Below are 19,659 nucleotides of genomic sequence, written 5' to 3'. Positions count from 1 at the left end.
CGTGTCGCCCAAAAATGTCGAACGGTTTGGGAAAACGACACGCACCAAGACATGAGCGTGAGGTCGCTGAATGAAAGGGCAGGAGATGGGCAGCACGATCCGCGAGGCCGGCGCAGGCGCAGGCGCGTCCAAGGTGATGCCGCTGCCGGCGCGCGCCGCCGCCAACGCGCCGATGCCGTCGGAGCACGGCATTGCCCGCAACCCAGGCATGAAGCTCGATCTTGGCTTCCTGGAATCGGTGCGCAGCGTCAACCGCTCGGCGCTGGAGCGCCGCGTCGCCACGCTCACCAAGCGGCGTTCGATCAAGGCCGACAACCAGGCCGCCTGGCTGCTGCGGGCGATTGCCTGCATGGACCTCACCACGCTGAACTCCAACGACACGGACGAGCGCGTGCGCCGGCTTTGCGCCAAGGCGGTCAATCCGCTACGCAAGGATATCGTCGAGGGTCTGGGCATTGCCGGCGAAACCATCCGTCCGGCGGCGGTCTGCGTCTACCATCCTTTCGTCGCCACCGCGGTCGAGGCGTTGCGCAGCACCGGCATCCATGTCGCCGCCGTCTCCACCGCCTTCCCGCATGGCTTGGCGCCGCTCCCGACCCGCCTGCAGGAGATCGAGGCCTCGGTGCGCGACGGCGCCGACGAGATCGACGTTGTCATCCCGCGCGGCCTGGTTTACGGCGCCAAATGGCGCGAGCTGTTCAACGAGATCGTCGCCATGCGCGCCGCCTGCGGCGATGCCCATCTGAAGGTCATCCTCGGCACCGGCGACCTCGCCACGCTGCGCAACGTCATGCTCGCCTCGATGGTGGCGATGATGGCGGGCGCCGACTTCATCAAGACCTCGACCGGCAAGGAAAGCGTCAACGCCACGCTTCCCGTCGGCCTTGCCATGGTGCGCGCCATCCGCGCCTATTTCGAGGAGACCGGCTATCTCATCGGCTTCAAACCGGCGGGTGGCATCTCGACGGCGAAAGTCTCGCTCGACTGGCTGGTGCTGATGAAGGAAGAGCTGGGACGGCCCTGGCTCGAACCGGACCTGTTCCGCTTCGGGGCGTCCAGCCTGCTCACCGATATCGAACGCCAGCTCGAGCATCACCTGACCGGCCACTATTCGGCCAACCATCGCCACGCGATGGCTTGAAGCGGTTGAAGCCTTGAACGCCGAGTTCGCTTCCTAAAACAAAAATCTCCTCTTGAAGGGAGCCGCGCCATGAACATCCTCGAACGCTATCACGCCATGGATTACGGCCCGGCGCCGGAAGCCCGCAACGAGGCCGATGCCTGGTTGGCCGCGCGCGACTTCTCCAAGGCGCTGTTCATCGACGGCGCCTGGAAGGCGGCCGCAAGCGGCAAGACCTTCGACACCAGTGAGCCGTCCTCGGGCAAGCTGCTCGCCAAGGTCTCGGACGCCGGCGCCGCCGATATCGACGCCGCGGTCACGGCAGCCGCCAAGGCACTGCCGAAATGGAGCGCCAGCTCGGGCTACGCCAGAGCCAAGGTGCTTTACGCCATCGGGCGCGCCATGCAGCGCCACCAGCGCCTGTTCGCGGTGCTGGAATCGATCGACAACGGCAAGCCGATCCGCGAGAGCCGCGACATCGACGTGCCGCTGGCGATCCGCCATTTCATCCATCATGCCGGCTGGGCGCAGACGCTCGAGAAGGACTTTCCCGGTCACAAGCCGGTCGGCGTCGTCGGCCAGGTCATCCCGTGGAATTTTCCGCTGCTGATGCTGGCCTGGAAGATCGCGCCCGCGCTTGCCGCCGGCTGCGCGGTGGTGCTGAAGCCGGCCGAATTCACCCCGCTCACCGCCATCCTGTTCGCCGAGATCTGCGAGCGCGCCGGGGTGCCGGAGGGCGTCGTCAACATCGTCCAGGGCGGGCCGGAAGCGGGCGCTGCCATCGTCAACCATCCCGGCGTCCAGAAGATCGCCTTCACCGGCTCTTCCGAAGTCGGCAAGATCATTCGCAAGGCGACGGCCGGCTCGGGGAAAAAACTGTCGCTGGAGCTTGGCGGCAAGTCGGCCTTCATCGTCCTCGAGGATGCCGATCTCGACAGCGCCGTCGAGGGGCTGGTCGACGGCATCTGGTTCAACCAGGGCCAGGTCTGCTGCGCCGGCTCGCGCCTTCTGGTGCAGGAAGGCATCGCCGACGCCTTCATCGCCAAGGTCAAGGTCAGGATGAGCCGGCTGCGCGTCGGCAGCCCGCTCGACAAGAACACCGATATCGGCCCGCTGGTCGATCGCACCCAACTCGACCGTGTCAAGGGCCTGATCGCCGAAGGCGCCAGGCAGGGCGCCGTCTGCTGGCAGCCGGACGCCGCCTTGCCGACGACAGGCTACTATCATCTGCCGACGCTCGCGACTTCTGTTGCGCCGGCTAATATCCTGGCGCAAGAGGAGGTGTTCGGACCGGTGCTGGCGACGATGAGCTTCCGCAACACCGAGGAAGCGATCGAGCTTGCCAACAACACGCGCTACGGTCTTGCCGCCTCGGTGTGGAGCGAGAACGTCAATCTGGCGCTGCATGTCGCGCCGCAGCTGAAGGCCGGCGTCGTCTGGGTCAACGGCACCAACATGTTCGACGCCGCCTGCGGTTTCGGCGGTTATCGCGAAAGCGGCTTCGGCCGCGAGGGCGGGCGCGAAGGCATGTTCGAATATCTGGCGGCGAAGCCGCCAGTCGGCTCCGCCATCAAGCCGGCCACGGCTACCTCCGCCCAGCCGGTCGAGCAGGCCGATGGCTCAGCCATCGACCGCACGGCAAAGCTGTTCATCGGCGGCAAGCAGGTGCGTCCGGACGGCAATTACTCGCTGGCCGTCGCCACCGCCAAGGGCAAGCTTGCCGGCGAAGTCGGCCTCGGCAACCGCAAGGATATCCGTGATGCAGTTGCTGCTGCCCGCGCGTGCAAGGCCTGGCCGGAAGCGACCGCCTTCAACCGCAGCCAGGTGCTTTACTATTTCGCCGAAAACCTGTCCGGCCGCGCTGACGAGTTCGCGTCCCGCCTCGTCCAGCTCACCGGCGTCGCCGCCAAGGCTGCGCGGGAAGAGGTCGAACAGTCGATCGAGCGGCTCTTCCTCTATGCCGGCCTGACCGACAAGTTCGAAGGCCGCGTGCACCAGCCGCCGGCCCGCGTCGTGACTTTGGCGCTGCATGAGCCGGTGGGCGTCGTCGGCATCGTGGCGCCGGACAATCAGCCGCTGCTCAACTTCATCTCGCTGGTGGCGCCGGCTCTCGCCATGGGCAACACCGTGGTGGCGATTCCGTCGGAGCGCGACCCGCTGCTCGCCACCGATCTCTACCAGGTGATCGAATATTCCGACATTCCGGCCGGCGCCATCAACATCGTCACCGGCCGCAGCGCCGAGCTCTGCGGCGTGCTGGCCAAGCATGACGATGTCGACGGGCTCTGGGTGTTTGCCGACGCCGATACCTGCGCCAAGGCGGAGGCCGACTCCATCGGCAATCTCAAGCGCGTCTGGACCGGCAATGGCCGCAGCCTCGACTGGACCTCGAGCGAGGCCGCCGGCGAGGCGTTCCTGCGCCGCGCCATCGAGGTCAAGAACGTGTGGGTGCCTTACGGCGATTAAGCCGATCGAACCGGGCAACGCGCCTTGGATATTCGGGCGCGTTTGCCAGGCCTCTTTGGCTTGACGCGCCGTCATGTGTTCTTTAACCAGAAAAAACAATTGGCCTGCGGAAATAACAGTCAGGCGGCAGGCTCGCCTGGCACATTGCATCCCGTCCGGCCGCCAGTAAGAAAGCTTGCGACACCAGGAGGAAAGAATGGCGGATCTGGCAGGCAAGGTGGTCGTCGTCACCGCGGCGGCGCAAGGCATCGGCCGGGCGAGCGCGCTCGCTTTCGCCAAGGCGGGTGCCACCGTGCATGCCACCGACATCAACGAGCTGCTTTTGGCCGAGCTCGCCAAGACTTCCGGCATCAAGACCCGCAGGCTCGACGTGCTCAATGACGCGGCCGTCGCATCGGCCTTCGCCGAGATCGGCCCGGTCGATGTGCTGTTCAACTGCGCCGGCTTCGTCCATTCCGGCTCGATCCTGGAAATGACCGATGCCGATCTCGACTTCGCGTTGAACCTCAATGTCCGCTCGATGATCCGCACCATCCGCGCCGTGCTGCCCGGCATGCTGGAACGCGGCGATGGTTCGATCATCAACATGGCGTCGCTGGCGAGCTCGCAGAAGGGTGTGCCGAACCGCTTCGTCTACGGTCTGACCAAGGCGGCCGTCATCGGCCTCACCAAGGCGGTCGCCGCCGATTATGTCGCTAGAGGAATCCGCTGCAACGCCATCTGCCCGGGCACCGTCGAGAGCCCGTCGCTGCAGGATCGCATGCATGCCGAGGGCGATTATGAAGCGGCCCGCGCGGCCTTCATCGCCCGCCAGCCGATGGGTCGGCTGGGCACGCCCGAGGAAATCGCCGATCTCGCCGTCTATCTGGCGGGAGCGACCTACACGTCGGGTCAGGCCTACAATATCGACGGCGGCTGGTCGATCTGACTGCCGGTACGCAATAGATGGTGAGCCAATAGGAAGATCGAATCGGGCCTCCGCGTTATCGGAAGCATCGACAAGTCTGAAAAATCTTGGCCCCCGACCGCTTGCGCGGTGTCTGTGCTTGCCGGGCACAAGGTCGCTGGCTACGGTCCGCCCGATTTCGCGACAGGCGTCGCCTTGAGCGAAGAATTTTGCTAAACGGCCTTGGGCCGCAGGTAGGAGAACAAAGATGAAGTTGCTGCGCTATGGCGAGGTGGGGAGCGAACGTCCCGGCCTGCTCGATCAGGATGGGACGATCCGCGACCTTTCGGCCTATGTCGCCGACATCGCCGGCACCGCGCTGCATCCGGCGTCGCTGGATATGCTGTCGAAGCTCGATCCGAGATCGCTGCCGGCGGTTTCCGGCAAGCCGCGCCTGGGCGCCTGCGTCGCCGGCACCGGCAAATTCATCTGCATCGGCCTCAACTATTCCGACCACGCCGCCGAGACCGGCGCCACCGTGCCGCCGGAGCCGATCATCTTCATGAAGGCAAGCTCGGCGATCGTCGGGCCGGACGACGACGTGCTGATCCCGCGCGGCTCGGTCAAGACCGACTGGGAAGTCGAGCTCGGCGTCGTCATCGGCAAGACGGCGAAGTATGTCAGCGAGGCCGAGGCGCTGGATTATGTTGCCGGCTATTGCGTCGCGCACGACGTGTCCGAGCGCGCCTTCCAGGCCGAGCGCCAAGGCCAGTGGACCAAGGGCAAGTCTTGCGACACCTTTGGCCCGATCGGCCCGTGGCTGGTGACCAAGGACGAAATTGAGGACCCGCAGAACCTCGGTATGTGGCTGAGCGTCAACGGCAAGACCATGCAGAACGGCTCGACCAGGACCATGGTCTTCGGCGTCAAATATCTGGTCTCCTACCTCAGCCAGTTCATGTCGCTGCATCCCGGCGACATCATCTCCACCGGCACCCCGCCCGGCGTCGGGCTGGGCATGAAGCCGCCGCTGTTCCTGAAGCCCGGCGACGTCGTCGAGCTCGGCATCGAAGGCATGGGCCAGCAGAAACAGACGTTCAGGGCGGACGAGTAGGCGCAGCTCTTCCCTTCTCCCCATGTGGGAGAAGGTGGCCGCGAAGCGGCCGGATGAGGGGTGTTGGAAGGATCTCCGCGTTGGAGAACTATGTGCTTCAAATTCTTAAAATCTTTTAGCGCCGCGCTCCGTCGCCCACCCCTCATCCGTCTCGGCGCTGCGCGCCGATCCACCTTCTCCCACAAGGGGAGAAGGAGAGGCCGGCGCTTATTTCAACACTCTCCCATCCGCCCCGAACCGGTACGTCTTCGCCGGATCCGGCGTCGCAAAGAGCGTGGCCCCCGGCTCGGCGTTGTAGACGCCGAAGATGCGCACCGTGAGCAGCCCGGCCTTCTCGCAGTCGAGATAGAGATTGGTGTCGGCGCCGAGATGCTCGGCGTGCACCACCGTGCCTTTCCAGGCGCCGGATTTCGCGTCGACGGTCAGATGTTCCGGCCGCACGCCGATGGTCTTGGCCGTCTCGCCCAGCTTGGCGCTGTCGATGAAGTTCATCTTCGGCGAGCCGATGAAGCCGGCGACGAATTCGTTGGCCGGCGAATTGTAGAGCTCCATCGGGCTGCCGATCTGCTCGATTTTGCCGGCATTGAGCACGACGATCTTGTCGGCCAGCGTCATCGCCTCGACCTGGTCGTGGGTGACGTAGATCATCGTCGCCTTCAGCCGCCGGTGCAGCTGCGCGATCTCCAGCCTGGTGTTGACGCGCAGCGCCGCATCGAGGTTCGACAGCGGCTCGTCGAAGAGGAACAGCTTTGGTTCGCGCACCACGGCGCGGCCGATGGCGACGCGCTGGCGTTGCCCGCCCGAGAGCTCGGCCGGTCGCCGCTCGAGATACGGCTCGAGCGACAGCATGGCCGACGCGATCTTGATGCGGCGCTCGATCTCGGTGGCCGGCGTGCCCGCCTGCTTCAGGCCGAGGCCCATATTGTTCTTCACCGTCAGATGCGGATAGAGCGCATAGGTCTGGAACACCATGGCGATACCGCGTTTCGCGGGTGGTGTGACGGAGACGTCGTCGCCGTCGATCAGCACGCGGCCGGAGGTCGAATCTTCCAGCCCGGCAATCACGCGCAGCAGCGTCGACTTCCCGCAGCCGGACGGCCCGACGAAGACGACGAACTCGCCGTCAACGACCTCGAGGTCGATGCCCTTGAGCACCTCGACCGGCCCGAAGGCCTTCTTCACATTCTCGATGTTCAGCGAGCCCACGGCTTCGTCCTTGTTCTAGAGTTTGATCGGAGCGCAGGTGCGCACGCTCTCGTCGGCGGCAAGGCAGACGGCGAGCGATCTCACGGCGTCGTCCATGTGGCGGGTGAGATCGATGTCTTCGCGGATGGCCTTGAGCAGGAAGGCCTGTTCGAGGTCGCAGAGTTCCTGGTGTCCCGGCTCGCCTTCCATCGACAACAGCTCATCCTGCTTGGCGAACTTGCCGTCCGGATCGGTCGCCGCACTATGCAGGCGGATGGTCGAGGTTTTTGTATGGGTGTCGATGTCGTCGGACTTCACGCCCTCCTTCATGACGATCGACACGCACCCCTTGGGCGAGATGACGTCCTTCACGAAGTAGGCGGTCTCCGAAATCATCGGACCCCAGCCGGCTTCGTACCAGCCGACGGAACCGTCATCGAACAGCACCTGCAGATGGCCGTAATTGTACATCGGCGGCGCGACTTCGTCGGTCAGCCTGACTCCCATGCCGCGCACTTCGACCGGCCTGGCGTCGGTGATCTGCAGCATCACGTCGAGATAGTGCACGCCGCAGTCGACGATCGGCGAGGTCGTCCGCATCAGCTGCTTGTGCGTCTCCCAGCTATGGCCGGAGGACTGCTGGTTGAGATTCATGCGGAAGACGTATGGACCGCCGAGCTTGCGCGCCTCGGCGATCAGCCGCATCCAGGACGGGTGGTGGCGCAGGATGTAGCCGATCACCAGTTTTTTGCCGTTGGCCTTGGCGGCGTCGACGACGCGCCTGGCATCCGCCACCGTCGTTGCCAGCGGCTTCTCGACGAAGACATGGCAGCCCGCCTCGAAGGCCCGCACCGCATAATCGGCGTGGCTGTCGGAGTAAGTCGCGATCGCAGCCACATCCGGCTTCTCGTCACGCAGCGCGTCCTCGAAGGACCGCCTGATGCCGTAACCGGCAAGCCCGCCCGGCAGCGGCACGTCCGAGCGGTTGACGAGCGCCGCGATCTCGAAGCCCGGATTGGTGTGGTAGGCGAGCGCATGGCTGCGGCCCATATTGCCGAGCCCTGTAACGACGACGCGAAGAGGCTTCTCTGAACTCACTTTACGGCTCCGGAGGTGATGCCGCGGATCAGCTGCCGCGAGAAGATGACGTAGAGGATCAGCACCGGCAGGATCGCCAGCGACAGCGCCGCCAGGATCGCGTTCCAGTTGGTGACGAACTGGCCGAGGAAGAGCTGCGCGCCGAGCGTCACCGTCTTGGTCTCTTCGGATGGAGCCAGGATCAGCGGGAACCACAGATCGTTCCAGATCGGGATCATGGTGAAGACGGCAACGGTCGCCATCGACGGGCGCACCAGCGGCAGCACCAGCCTAAAGAAGATCGTGTATTCGGACAGGCCGTCGATGCGGCCGGCGTTCTTCAGGTCGTCCGAGACCTGCTTCATGAATTCCGACAGGATGAAGACGGCGAGCGGCAGCCCCTGCGCGGTGTAGACCAGGATCAGCGCCGTCAGCGTGTTGACCAGACCGCTCGCCACCATCAGCTGCAGGATGGCGACTGTGCCGAGGCGGATCGGGATCATGATGCCGAGCGCCAGATAGAGCCCCATCATCGTGTTGCCGCGGAAGCGATACTCCGACAGCGCGAACGCGGCCATCGCGCCGAACAGAAGCACGAAGAACAGCGAGGCGACGGTGACGACGAGGCTGTTCTGGAAATAATGGATGAAATCGCCCTGGCCGATCACCGTGGTGTAGCCGATCAGGTCGAAGGTCTTCGGCGTCGGCGGCGTCAGCGGAGCGCCGAAGATGCCGGCGCGGGATTTGAACGAGTTCATGATCACCAGGATCACCGGGAACAGCGCGATCGCCGTATAGGTCAAAAGAACCGCGTGGGCGCCGATGGTGCGGGGAAGCGAATGGGTTGCTGTGCTCATCTGTCGCCCCCTCAGAACTGATAGCGACGCAGGCGCGTCTGGACGAGGAACAGGTAGACGCAAACGCCTGCCAGGATGATCAGGAACATCATCGTGGCGATCGCCGCGCCCATGTTGGGGTCGCCGACCTGCAGCTGGAAGCCGAAGAAGGCGCGGTAGAGGAAGGTGCCGAGGATGTCAGTCGAATAGTTCGGACCGGCGAGCGCGCCTTGCGCCGTGTAGATCAGGTCGAAGGCATTGAAATTGCCGACGAAGGTCAGGATCGAGATGATGCCGATCGAAGGCAGGATCAGCGGCAGCTTGATCTTCCAGAACTGCGCCATGCCGGTGATGCCGTCGCATTCTGCCGCTTCGATCACCTCATCGGGGATCGACAGCAGTGCTGCATAGATCAGCATCATCGGAATGCCGACGAACTGCCAGACCGAGACCAGGCTGAGCGCGGTGAGCGCGTACTGTTCCTTGCCGAGCCACGGCGTGAACAGGCTCTTCAGACCGACGAAATCCATGAGATGCGGCGCCACGCCCCAGATCGGCGACAGGATCAGCTTCCAGGCAAAGCCGACGATGACGAAGGACAGGATCGTTGGCACGAAGATCGCCGTGCGGTAGAAGGCGGCGAAGCGCAGCCGGGGGCTGGACAGAAGCGCCGCCAGCAGGACGCCGATCGGGTTCTGCACCAGCATGTGGATGATGAAGAACCAGACATTGTTCCGCAGCGCGTTCCAGAAGTTCACCGACCAGTTGGGGTCGCCGAACAGCGTGCGGAAATTGCTCAGCCCGACGAACACCTGGGACTGCTCGATGTTGCGGAACAGCGAAAGCTGCAACGTGCCGGCGAGCGGCAGGATCATGATTGCCGTGTAGACGAGCACCGCTGGCGCCAGGAAGACGCCGATATGCCAGCGGATCGGTTTCTTGGGTCGTGTTTGTGCGGCCATGAGTTCGGGTCTCCGCCGTCTCTCGGTTCCAGGTCGACGATGCTTAGCTGATGCCTCGATGCACGGCCTGGTTGTCCCCACCATGGAGAGGACAAGCCCGCGACAGTCAGGCTTCGTCTTCCCCGCAAGGTGAGGGTAAGACCGAGAGGCGGCGCCGACAATCGCTATCTAATCTGTCCGAATGCCGGCCGGGCAGCGCCCGGCCGGTTCGATTGGCTGAAGATTACTTCGCCGGCTTGTACCAGCTGTCGAGGCCGTCCTGCAGCTTCTTGGCCGCGGCTTCCGGCGTGTCGGTGCCGTTGATCACGTTGGCCGATTCAACCCAGGTCTCGTTCTCGAGGTTCGGCGTGCCGCGCGACAGGATCTGGTAAGTCGAGCGGATCGTCGACTTGCACTTGCCGCGCCAGGAGACGAATTCCTGCGCCAGCGGGTCTTCCATCTTCACCGGCGTGTTGTTCAAGCTGAAGAAGCCCGGCAGCGCGTTGGCGTAGATGGTGGCGAAGTCGGGCGAGGCGACCCAGGACAGGAACTTCTTGGCCTCTTCCGGATGCTTCGATGCCGCGTTCAGGCCCATGCCGATATCGGTATGGTCGGAGATGTAGCAGGTGTCGCCGGCCTTCTGGACCGGCGGCGGGAAGGCGCCCATCTTGAACTGCGCCTGGGTGTTGAACAGGCCGATCTCCCACGAGCCGGCCGGGTAGATGGCGGCGCGGCCAAGCGTGAACAGGTTCTGGCTGTCGGGATAGGTCTGCGCCTCGAAGCCGTCGCCGAGATAGGGCTTCCACTTGGCCAGTTCCTTGTAGGGTTCGACCCACTGGGGATCGGTCAGCTTCTGCTCGCCCTTGATCAATGCCAGGCGGCCTTCCTCGCCCTTCCAGTAGTTCGGGCCGATATTCTGGTAGCCCATGGTCGCGGCTTCCCAGAGGTCCTTGGTGCCCATCGCCATCGGAATGTAGGTGCCGTCCGCCTTGATCTTGTCGAGCACGGCGTAGAACTCTTCATTCGTCGTCGGCACCTTGAGGCCGAGCTTGTCGAAGGCGTCCTTGTTATAGATGAAGCCGTGGATGACCGAGGCCATCGGCACGCAGAAGCTCGACTTGCCGTCGTCGGTCTGCCAGGCGGCCTTGGCGACGGGCGAGAAGTTGTCCATGCCGGGCAGCGAGGAGAGGTCGGCGAGGTTGCCCTTCTTGAACAGCTCCAGCGACTTGTCGAACGGCCGGCAGGTGATCAGGTCGCCTGCCGAGCCGGCGCTGAGCTTGGCGCCGAGTGCGGCGTCATACTCGGTCGGCGCCGACGGCGCGAACACCACCTTGATGCCGGGGTTCTTGGCCTCGAAGGCCGGGATCAGCTTGTCCTTCCAGATGGTGAGGTCGTCGCCGCGCCAGCTCTCGATATTGAGCGTGACGTCTTCGGCCAGCGCAATCCCGGTGGTTCCGAGGATGCTCGTGCCGATGAGAAGGGCCGTCAGTAGTTTGGTCGTCATGTTCAGTCTCCCTGTTGACCTTTTTCAGGTTCGGTTCTGAGAACAGTGGCTAGCGCCGCTTGCTCCCCTCGATCGCGGAAAGCGCCGGCCTGAGCTTCTGGCCGGTTCCTTCCAGTATCTTCTCGGCCGCGTCGGCGTTGGCAGCACCTGCGGCGAGCAGAATGGCAGTCTTGACGACACCGCCGCTCTCTTCGAGCAGCCGCGCCGCCTCATCCCGGCTCCGCCCGGTGATGGCGGAGACCATGCGCACCGCGCGGTCGCGCAGCTTGATGTTGTCGGCGGTGAGGTTGACCATGTAGCCGTCATGCACATGGCCGAGATGGATGGCGGTGAGCGTCGAAAGCATGTTGAGCGCGATCTTCTGCGCGGTGCCGGCGCCCATGCGCGTCGAGCCGGCGATCAGCTCCGGCGGCGTTTCGAGCAGGATGGCGACGTCGGCCTGCTCAAACAGCGGCGCGCCCTTGTTGTTGGCGATCGCGACGGTTGCCGCGCCCCGCCGCCGCGCATCGCCGATGGCTTGGACGGCGTAGGGCGTCGAGCCGCTGGCGGAGATGGCGATCAGGCAATCGCCCTTGCCGATATTGGCATTTGCGACGGCCGCCGCGGCTTCCTCGGTATCGTCTTCCGGGCCGCCGGCAAGCGTGCGGAACGCCTCGTCGCCGCCGGCGATCAGGATGGCGATCCGGTCGCGCGCGATGCCGAACGTGCCGGGCAACTCCAGCGCGTCGGCCACCGCCATCAGGCCGGAACTGCCGGCGGCCGCGTAAGCAAGCCTGCCGCCACTCTTCAATTGTCTCGCGATGAGCTCGGCGGCTTCGGCGATCGCCGGAATGGCGCCGTGCACGGCCTTGGCGGCCTCGATCTGGGCGTTGGCGAGGAATGAAAGGATGGCGGCCGGGGCCTGGACATCCAGCCCCTCGGCGTTCTGATGAAGCGCTTCCGTGCGCGTCTCGGCCATCCAACGTCCTCCAACTGAGGGAACAATACCAAAAAAATACCACTTGTCCACATCCATTAACGCTTTTCGTGTCTCCGGGTTGTCCTACCGGAAGATTTCCCCGATTTTTCAATAAAATGCGCCTTAATCTTTTTGAACCGAAATTAACGCTTGGCTATTGGTATTTTATTGGTATTATTCGCCACGAGGAGAAATCGCGTGAAATTCGTGCTTGGCATCGATGGCGGCGGGACCAGCTGCAGGGCGGCCCTTGCGACCGTCGACGGCGCTGTCGTCGGCCGCGCCAAAAGCGGCGCGGCCAATATCCGCACCGATCTCACCGGCGCGCGCGCAAACATCGTCGAGGCGGCCAGGCAGGCTTTCGTGGCCGCCGGCCAGGATCCGGAACTGATCCCGGAGACACCTGCCATTCTCGGCCTCGCCGGCGCCAATGTCGGCACCTACAGGCAGCAGTTGGAGGCGATCCTGCCCTTCAGCAAAAGCCGCGTCGAGACCGATGCCGAGATCGCGCTCGAAGGCGCGGTCGGCTCCGGCGACGGCGCCATGGCCATCCTCGGCACCGGCACCGCCTATATGGCGCGCAAAGCGGGCAAGTCGCGCGCCATCGGCGGCTGGGGCTTCCAGGTCGGCGACCAGGGCAGCGGCGCCCGCATCGGCCGCGATCTGCTCGAGCAGACGCTGCTCGCCTATGACGGCATCCGCCCCGGTTCGCCGCTGACGGATGCGATGCTTGCCGTGTTCCGCAACAATCCGGAAGACGTGGTCGAATTCACCACCAACGCCAAGCCCGGCGACTTCGGCGGCTTCGCGCCAAAGGTCTTCGAGCATGCCGCCAAGGGCGATCCCGTCGCCAACTGGATCCTCGACAAGGCGGTTGCCGATGTCGAGGCTTCTCTCGGCGCGCTCGATCTCACTGACGATGCGCCACTCTGCCTGCTCGGCGGGCTGGCGCCGCTCTATGCGCCGCGCCTGTCGGCACGCTACCGGGCGCTGCTGAAAGCCCCGCTCGATGACGCGCTTGGCGGCGCAGTGCAGATGGCCGTCCGCATCTTCGCCGGCAAACCGGGGGTTGCCCGATGAGCGCCGCCGACCAGATATTCGCCATGCTGAAGGAATCCTCGCAAAGCGGCGCGCCGCTCTATTTGCAGCTGAGAAAGAGCATCGAGGAAGCGGTCAATCGCGGCCTGATCGGTCCGGGCGACGCGCTGCCGTCCGAGCGCGACATCGCCAGCAAGGCCGATATCTCGCGCGTCACCGTGCGCAAGGCGGTGCAGGATCTGGTCAAGGGCGGCGTCCTCATCCAGCGCCACGGCTCCGGCACCTTCGTCGCGCCGCGCATGGAGCGCGTCGAGCAGTCTCTGTCGAGACTCACCTCCTTCACCGAAGACATGGCGCGGCGCGGCATGGTCGTGCGCTCGGCCTGGCTCGACCGCGGCCTCTATGCGCCCTCGCCGGACGAGATGATGGTGCTCGGCCTGTCGTCGAGCGAGCTGGTGGCGCGCGTGGCGCGCCTGCGCATCGCCAACGATACGCCACTGGCGATCGAGCGCGCGGCTATTTCGGCGAGCGTGCTTCCCGACCCCGAGGCGATCGGCTCCTCGCTCTACGCGGCGCTGGAACTGACCGGCAACCGCCCTGTGCGGGCGGTGCAGCGCATCTCGGCCGCCAATCTCGGCGACTCCGACGCGCGCCTGCTGGAAGTGGCGCCGGGGGTTGCGGGGCTGCATATCGAGCGCATTTCCTATCTGGCGAGCGGCAAGGTGATCGAGTTCACTCGTTCGATCTACAGGGGCGACGCCTATGACTTCGTCGCGGAACTCCGGCTGACCGGGCCGGGAGAGGAGATCCGGCCATGAGCGCAACCACCACCCATATGCGGCGCGAGATCGAGGAGATCCCGCAGGCCACCGCCCGCCTGCTGGATGGTTCGGCCAAGGTGCTGGCCGAGGCCGGTCGCGGCCTTCGCGAGCGCGATCCGCATTTCGTCGTCACCGTGGCGCGCGGCTCGTCCGACCACGCCGCCACCTTCATGAAATATGCCGTCGAGCTGACCGCCGGCCTTGCGGTCGCTTCCGTGGGACCGTCCATCGCTTCCATCTACGGGGCAAAGCTGAGGCTGCGCGGCTCGGCTTGTCTCGCCATCTCGCAGTCGGGCAAAAGCCCCGACATCGTCACCATGGCCGAAACGGCGCGGGCCGGCGGAGCGCTCACCGTCGCCATCACCAACACGGCCGACTCGCCGCTGGCGCGCGCCTCGGACTACGCCATCGACATTCTTGCCGGTCCGGAGCGCAGCGTCGCGGCCACCAAGACTTTCGTCAATTCGGCGGTCGCTGCCCTGGCGCTGATGGCGCACAGCACCGGCGATGAGGCGCTGCTTGCCGCGCTCGCCCGCCTGCCCGAGCACTTCGACAAGGCCATCGCCTGCGACTGGATGGCGCTCGCCGCGGCGCTCGAAACGCCCCGCTCGCTGTTCATCCTCGGCCGTGGCCCGTCCTTCGCCATCGCCAGCGAGGCGGCGTTGAAGTTCAAGGAGACCTGCGCCATGCATGCCGAGGCCTACAGCGCCGCGGAAGTCATGCACGGGCCGCTGGCGCTGGTCGGGCCGGGCTTCCCGGTCCTGGCGCTCGCCGCCCGCGACGCTTCCGAGCCCTCGGTGGCTGAGGCCGCCGACAGCGTGGCGGCCAAGGGCGCGGCCGCTTTCGCCACCTCCGACAAGTCCAAGAGCGCCAGGCTGCTGCCTCATGTCGCGACCGGCCATCCGCTGACCGATCCGCTGCCGCTGATCGTGTCCTTCTACGGCTTCGTCGAGGCCTTCGCCCGCCATCGCGGCCTCGATCCGGATGCGCCGCGCAATTTGCGCAAGGTGACGGAAACCGTATGAGCGACCGTTTCGCCCTCACCGGTGCCCGCATCTTCGACGGCGCCGACTGGCACGACGATGCGGCTCTCGTCGTCAAGGACGGCCTTGTCGAGGCCACAGCGCCCGCCGGCGCCATTCCATCGGGCGTAGCCCGGGTCGAGACCGGCGGCGGCCTGCTGGTTCCCGGCTTCGTCGACATCCAGGTCAATGGCGGCGGCGGCGTCATGCTCAACGACCACCCCGATGTCGCCTCGATCGAGACCATCTGCCGGGCGCACGCGCCTTTCGGCACCACGGCGCTGCTGCCGACGCTGATCACCGACACGCCGGCGATCACCGCCGCGGCCGTTGCCGCCGGCACGGAGGCTGCAAGAAAAAAAGCGTCGGGTTTTCTCGGACTACATCTCGAAGGCCCGCATCTGTCGGTCGCGCGCAAGGGCGCGCATGATCCGGCGCTGATCCGGCCGATGACCGACGCCGATGAGGCGACGCTGATCGCCGCGCGCCGGAACTTGCCGGTGCTGCTCACCACGATTGCGCCGGAATCCGTCGAGCCTGCTCGCGTCACCGCGCTGGCCAAGGCCGGCATAATCGTCAGCCTAGGCCACTCCGACACCGCCTATGCCACAGCAGCCGCCTTCGCCGAGGCCGGCGCCACCGTCGTCACGCACCTCTTCAACGCCATGAGCCAGATCGGCAATCGCGAGCCGGGACTGGCCGGGGCGGCCATCGACACGGGTGGGTTCTACGCCGGCATCATCGCCGACGGCATCCACGTCCATCCCGGCACGATGCAGCTTGCACTGCGCGCCAAGAAGGGCCCGGGCAAGATCCTGCTCGTCACCGACGCCATGGCGACGATCGGCACCGACATGACGTCCTTCACCCTCAACGGCCGCACCATCTATCGCAAGGACGGGAGTCTGCGGCTTGCCGACGGCACGCTGGCCGGCGCCGACCTCGACATGATTTCCGCGGTCCGCTTTATCCATCGCGTCGTCGGGCTCGATCTCGACGAAGCCCTGCGCATGGCCTCGCTCTACCCGGCGCAAGCGATCCGCCAGGCGCACCGGCTCGGCCGCTTCGCCAACGGCACCGCCGCCGACATCGTCGGCCTGTCGGATGATCTGGATGTGAAGAACGTCTGGATCGGCGGTGAGAAGGTGTTTGGAGCCTGAGCCTTTCCGGGTTTCGTCATCCTTGGGCGTAGCGGAGCGAAGACCCAAGGATCCATGCCGTGACCTCAGCCGAAGAATGCAGCGGAGCAGAATTCTGCACCGTAGCAACACTTCGAAGTCACGGCATGGATCCTATGGTCTGCGCCGCGTCGCTTCGCTCCTTGCTCCGCCATAGGATGACGATGGGAGGGACATTTCGGCTAATCTCCGCAGCCTGCGATGTTTGTCGCATAGATATCCCTGTAGCGCTCGCGCAAAACATTCTTCTGCACCTTGCCCATCGTGTTGCGCGGCAATTCGTCGACGAAGATCACCTGCTTCGGATGCTTGTACTTCGCCAGCCGCCCGGCGATGGCGCCGGCAATATCGGCGGCGTTGATCGACGATCCCGGCTTGCGCACCACGATAGCGGTGACGCCTTCGCCGAAATCCGGATGCGCGACGCCGATCACCGCGCTTTCGCTCACACCGGCGAGCGCGTCGATCTCGCTCTCGATCTCTTTCGGATAGACGTTGAAGCCGCCCGAGATGATCAGATCTTTGCCGCGTCCGACGATGTGGACATAGCCGTCGGCGTCGATCAGGCCGAGATCGGCGGTGATGAAAAAACCGTCGCCGCGGAACTCGGCCTTGGTCTTCTCCGGCATGCGCCAATAGCCGGCAAAGACGTTCGGTCCCTTCACCTCGATCATGCCGATCTCGCCCTGGGCAAGCGGTTTGCCGCTTTCGGGGTCGGCGATGCGCAGCGATACGCCGGGCAGGGGAAAGCCGACCGTGCCGGCTCGCCGCTCGCCGTCATAGGGGTTGGAGGTGTTCATGTTGGTTTCGGTCATGCCGTAGCGTTCGAGGATGGCGTGGCCGGTGCGCTCACGCCACGCATTGTGCGTCTCGGCAAGCAGCGGCGCCGAGCCGGAGATGAACAGTCGCATCGTCTTGGTCGCATCCTTCGTCAGGCCGTCCTGCTGCAAAAGCCGCACATAGAAGGTCGGCACGCCCATCAGCGCCGTCGCGCGAGGTAAGAGCGAAATGACACGACTCGGGTCGAACTTCGTCTCGAACAGCATCTTGGCGCCGGACATCAGGATGACGTTGGTGGCGACGAACAGGCCATGCGTGTGGAAGATCGGCAGCGCGTGGATCAGCACGTCGTCGGCGCCGAAACGCCAGTGCTCGACCAGCACGCGCGCGTTGGAGGCGAGGTTCTCATGGCTGAGCATGGCGCCCTTGGAGCGGCCCGTCGTGCCGGAGGTGTAGAGGATGGCGGCGAGATCGTCGGGCCCGCGCGGGGCATCGTTGAAATCCGTCGGCTGCAACGCCGCGCGATCCGCAAGCGTGCCCTGCCCGTCGCGGCCAAGCGTCAGCGTCGCGGCGCCCGCAGACGCGGCAAGCGGTTGGATGGCGGGTGCCTTTTCCGGATCGCAGACGACGAGCCGCGGTTCCGCGTCACGGAAGAAATAGTCGAGTTCCGGCAGCGTGTAGGCGGTGTTGAGCGGCAGGAAGACGGCGCCGACGCGCAGACAGGCAAGATAGAGGAGCACCGCTTCCGGCGTCTTCTCGACCTGTACGGCGACGCGATCGCCGGGCTGGACGCCCGCTTGCACCAGCGCGTGCGCATATTGCCCGGACCGCGCAAGCATGTCGCCATAGGAGATCGACCGTCCGTCGTCTGTCTCCATCAGCGGCCGGCCGGGCGCCGGCATGCGGGCACGGAAAGCGTCGAACAGGTGGTTGGTCATGTCTTCCTCTGGCGTCCAATGCTCGCCAGAGCGAATATCAGGTTTGCGCGCTAGCCAGCTAGAGTTAGGGCAGCTATTTGCGGCCGCGCGACGCCTTGCCCGCACGAGCCCGCGCATCGGAGTCCTGGTTGAGGCGCGCCATGCACATCTCGGCCGTAAGCCGATAGTGATTGAGCAAGGCTTCGACCGCGCGGTCGGCATCGCCGTCCAGCGTCCGCTCGGCAATCGTCCGATGCTCGGCCAGGTCGTCGCGCTCGGAGCCGGGGAGGCGCTGCGAGATCAGCCGGTAGCGGGAGGCCTGGTCGGACAGTTGGTCGCAGAAGCCGATCAGCCAATGCGACCGGCACGCCGAGATCAGCGCGCGATGGAAGGCGCGGTGCAGCTTCTCCCATTCCGGATTGTTGGTCGCCGGGTCGTCGGGCTGGCGCCGCTCGGCGCGCGCCAGCCGGTGCAGGGCCAGCACCAGCTGTTCCTCCCATTCCGCAGTGCGATGGGCGATGGATTCGCGCAATGCGCGTTCTTCCAGCCAGCAACGCGTGCGGGTCAGCTCTTCCAGCTCCGCCGCGCTTACCGGCATCAGGAAGAAGCCGCGCTGGTCGTGGCGGCCGAGCAGGCCCTCGGCGGCGAGGCGGTTGAGCGCCTCGCGCACCGGCGAGGCACCGGCGCCATAGCGGGAGACGACCCATTCGACGCGCAGCTTGCCCTCGATCCCCAGAGCCCCGCGCAGCAGGTCCTCGCGGAGCTGGTGGTAGACCGAACTGGCCAGCGTGCTCTTGGCACCCTTGCCCTCGCCCGGATCGGCGCTCCCGTCTGTCAATCTAACTCCTTTTGCTTGCCCCCGTTTTGCCAGGGCCTCCCTCGGCGAAGCAAATTCCCGTACATGTATCATACAGCCTCAAGCGGAAGATGACGATATTCGACTTTAACACAGGGGCGGGATATTTATCGATTAAGTAAGTCTACGCAGAAAAGCTGACATTTAGAGGCAACTTGATATATTGAAAGACGGCTCGGCAGCAGGCGTGATTGTGCAACTCCTCCTAGAAAATTAAGCGCACGCCTGTTCAATTGGCGGCCTTGTCAGCTGCCGAGCGGATGGCCTCGATATTTGCCCAATAGGCTTCAACTGTGCCGCCCTTGAAGATGGCCGCGCCCGCCACCAGCACGTCGGCGCCGGCGGCTGTCACCAGCGGCGCGGTTTCCGGCGAGATGCCGCCGTCGATCTCGATGCGGATCGGGCGGTTGCCGATCAGTGCCTTCACCCTTCGCACCTTGTCGACGATTGCCGGGATGAACGCCTGGCCGCCAAAGCCGGGATTGACAGTCATGATCAGTATGAGGTCGAGCCGGTCGAGCACGTATTCGATCGCCGTTTCCGGCGTCGCCGGGTTGAGCGAGACACCGGCCTTCTTGCCGAGGCTCTTGATGGTCTGCAGCGAACGGTCGAGATGCGGGCCGGCCTCGGCATGCACGGTCATGCCGTCGCAGCCGGCCTCGGCGAAGGCCGCCAGATAGGGGTCGGCCGGCGCGATCATCAGATGGCAGTCGAAAAAGGCCTTGGTCCGGTTGCGGATCGCCTTGACCACCGGCGGGCCGAAAGTGATGTTGGGCACGAAATGACCGTCCATCACGTCGAGGTGGATCCAGTCGGCGCCGGCGGCCGCGACCGCCTCGACCTCGTCACCGAGCTTCGAGAAATCCGACGCCAGCACCGATGGCGCGATCAGGGTCTTCTTGCTCACGGCCTTGCCCCTTAGTTCGACACGCAAATGTCAGGACTGACAAAAGCATGTCT

General features: G+C 65.1%; 17 protein-coding genes. 8 read left to right on the top strand and 9 right to left on the bottom strand.

Annotated features, from left to right (window positions below; genetic code table 11):
- The first annotated feature begins 85 nt into the window (after positions 1–85).
- The 4 genes from deoC to EH240_RS08125 all read left to right on the top strand — a co-directional run bounded on the left by deoC (position 86) and on the right by EH240_RS08125 (position 5,586).
- Positions 86–1,141, top strand: coding sequence for a deoxyribose-phosphate aldolase (deoC, locus tag EH240_RS08140; RefSeq protein WP_124997176.1), 1,056 nt, complete (start codon positions 86–88; stop codon positions 1,139–1,141).
- Positions 1,142–1,210: 69 nt separating this feature from the next.
- Positions 1,211–3,586, top strand: a complete 2,376-nt coding sequence (locus EH240_RS08135) for an aldehyde dehydrogenase family protein (RefSeq protein WP_124997001.1) — start codon at positions 1,211–1,213, stop codon at positions 3,584–3,586.
- Positions 3,587–3,782: 196 nt separating this feature from the next.
- Complete coding sequence (locus EH240_RS08130; protein WP_124996999.1) at positions 3,783–4,514, top strand: SDR family oxidoreductase; 732 nt, start codon at positions 3,783–3,785, stop codon at positions 4,512–4,514.
- Between the two features lie 226 nt (positions 4,515–4,740).
- Positions 4,741–5,586 carry a fumarylacetoacetate hydrolase family protein gene (locus EH240_RS08125; RefSeq protein WP_124996997.1) on the top strand — a complete coding sequence of 282 codons (846 nt, stop codon included), beginning with the start codon at positions 4,741–4,743 and terminating at the stop codon, positions 5,584–5,586.
- A gap of 207 nt (positions 5,587–5,793) precedes the next feature.
- On the opposite strand, the gene EH240_RS08120 is transcribed toward EH240_RS08125, so the two are convergent.
- The 6 genes from EH240_RS08120 to EH240_RS08095 all read right to left on the bottom strand — a co-directional run bounded on the left by EH240_RS08120 (position 5,794) and on the right by EH240_RS08095 (position 12,087).
- Positions 5,794–6,792: an ABC transporter ATP-binding protein gene (locus EH240_RS08120; protein WP_124996995.1), complete on the bottom strand. Its 999-nt coding sequence runs from the start codon at positions 6,790–6,792 to the stop codon at positions 5,794–5,796.
- Between the two features lie 15 nt (positions 6,793–6,807).
- On the bottom strand, positions 6,808–7,869 hold the full coding sequence (locus tag EH240_RS08115; RefSeq protein ID WP_124996993.1) for a Gfo/Idh/MocA family oxidoreductase: 1,062 nt from the start codon (positions 7,867–7,869) through the stop codon (positions 6,808–6,810).
- Positions 7,866–8,705, bottom strand: coding sequence for a carbohydrate ABC transporter permease (locus EH240_RS08110; RefSeq protein WP_124996991.1), 840 nt, complete (start codon positions 8,703–8,705; stop codon positions 7,866–7,868). Before EH240_RS08110 ends, EH240_RS08115 begins: the two co-directional genes overlap by 4 nt.
- Positions 8,706–8,716: 11 nt before the next feature.
- Positions 8,717–9,646 (bottom strand): carbohydrate ABC transporter permease, encoded by a 930-nt coding sequence (locus EH240_RS08105; RefSeq protein WP_124996989.1) that lies wholly within the window; start codon positions 9,644–9,646, stop codon positions 8,717–8,719.
- A 223-nt stretch (positions 9,647–9,869) separates the two neighbouring features.
- A complete protein-coding gene (locus tag EH240_RS08100; RefSeq protein WP_124996987.1) occupies positions 9,870–11,129 on the bottom strand; it encodes an ABC transporter substrate-binding protein in 1,260 nt (419 codons plus the stop codon).
- A 49-nt stretch (positions 11,130–11,178) separates the two neighbouring features.
- The gene (locus EH240_RS08095) at positions 11,179–12,087 is read right to left on the bottom strand and encodes an N-acetylmuramic acid 6-phosphate etherase (protein ID WP_124996985.1); all 909 of its coding nucleotides are present in this window, start codon (positions 12,085–12,087) and stop codon (positions 11,179–11,181) included.
- A gap of 198 nt (positions 12,088–12,285) precedes the next feature.
- On the opposite strand from EH240_RS08095, the gene EH240_RS08090 reads away from it, so the two are divergent.
- The 4 genes from EH240_RS08090 to nagA are packed head-to-tail and all read left to right on the top strand — an operon-like array spanning position 12,286 to position 16,128.
- Positions 12,286–13,167, top strand: coding sequence for a glucosamine kinase nucleotide-binding domain-containing protein (locus EH240_RS08090; RefSeq protein ID WP_124996983.1), 882 nt, complete (start codon positions 12,286–12,288; stop codon positions 13,165–13,167).
- Positions 13,164–13,943: a GntR family transcriptional regulator gene (locus EH240_RS08085; RefSeq protein WP_124996981.1), complete on the top strand. Its 780-nt coding sequence runs from the start codon at positions 13,164–13,166 to the stop codon at positions 13,941–13,943. Before EH240_RS08090 ends, EH240_RS08085 begins: the two co-directional genes overlap by 4 nt.
- Positions 13,940–14,971, top strand: a complete 1,032-nt coding sequence (locus tag EH240_RS08080) for an SIS domain-containing protein (RefSeq protein ID WP_124996979.1) — start codon at positions 13,940–13,942, stop codon at positions 14,969–14,971. The genes EH240_RS08085 and EH240_RS08080 overlap by 4 nt, the downstream gene beginning before the upstream one ends.
- On the top strand, positions 14,968–16,128 hold the full coding sequence (nagA, locus tag EH240_RS08075; RefSeq protein WP_124996977.1) for an N-acetylglucosamine-6-phosphate deacetylase: 1,161 nt from the start codon (positions 14,968–14,970) through the stop codon (positions 16,126–16,128). Before EH240_RS08080 ends, nagA begins: the two co-directional genes overlap by 4 nt.
- A gap of 200 nt (positions 16,129–16,328) precedes the next feature.
- Here the strand turns inward: nagA and EH240_RS08070 are convergent, their stop codons facing one another.
- The 3 genes from EH240_RS08070 to rpe form a co-directional block, all read right to left on the bottom strand.
- A complete protein-coding gene (locus EH240_RS08070; protein WP_124996975.1) occupies positions 16,329–17,864 on the bottom strand; it encodes a malonate--CoA ligase in 1,536 nt (511 codons plus the stop codon).
- Between the two features lie 73 nt (positions 17,865–17,937).
- Positions 17,938–18,681, bottom strand: coding sequence for a GntR family transcriptional regulator (locus EH240_RS08065; protein ID WP_124996973.1), 744 nt, complete (start codon positions 18,679–18,681; stop codon positions 17,938–17,940).
- A gap of 247 nt (positions 18,682–18,928) precedes the next feature.
- The gene (gene rpe, locus EH240_RS08060; protein ID WP_124996971.1) at positions 18,929–19,606 is read right to left on the bottom strand and encodes a ribulose-phosphate 3-epimerase; all 678 of its coding nucleotides are present in this window, start codon (positions 19,604–19,606) and stop codon (positions 18,929–18,931) included.
- Positions 19,607–19,659 lie beyond the last annotated feature (53 nt).

The organism is Mesorhizobium tamadayense (assembly GCF_003863365.1).
In the GTDB taxonomy this organism is placed as follows: Bacteria; Pseudomonadota; Alphaproteobacteria; order Rhizobiales; family Rhizobiaceae; genus Mesorhizobium; species Mesorhizobium tamadayense.
Note: the sequence above shows the minus strand (reverse complement) of the source record. Positions and strands in the feature narration are given on the sequence as shown.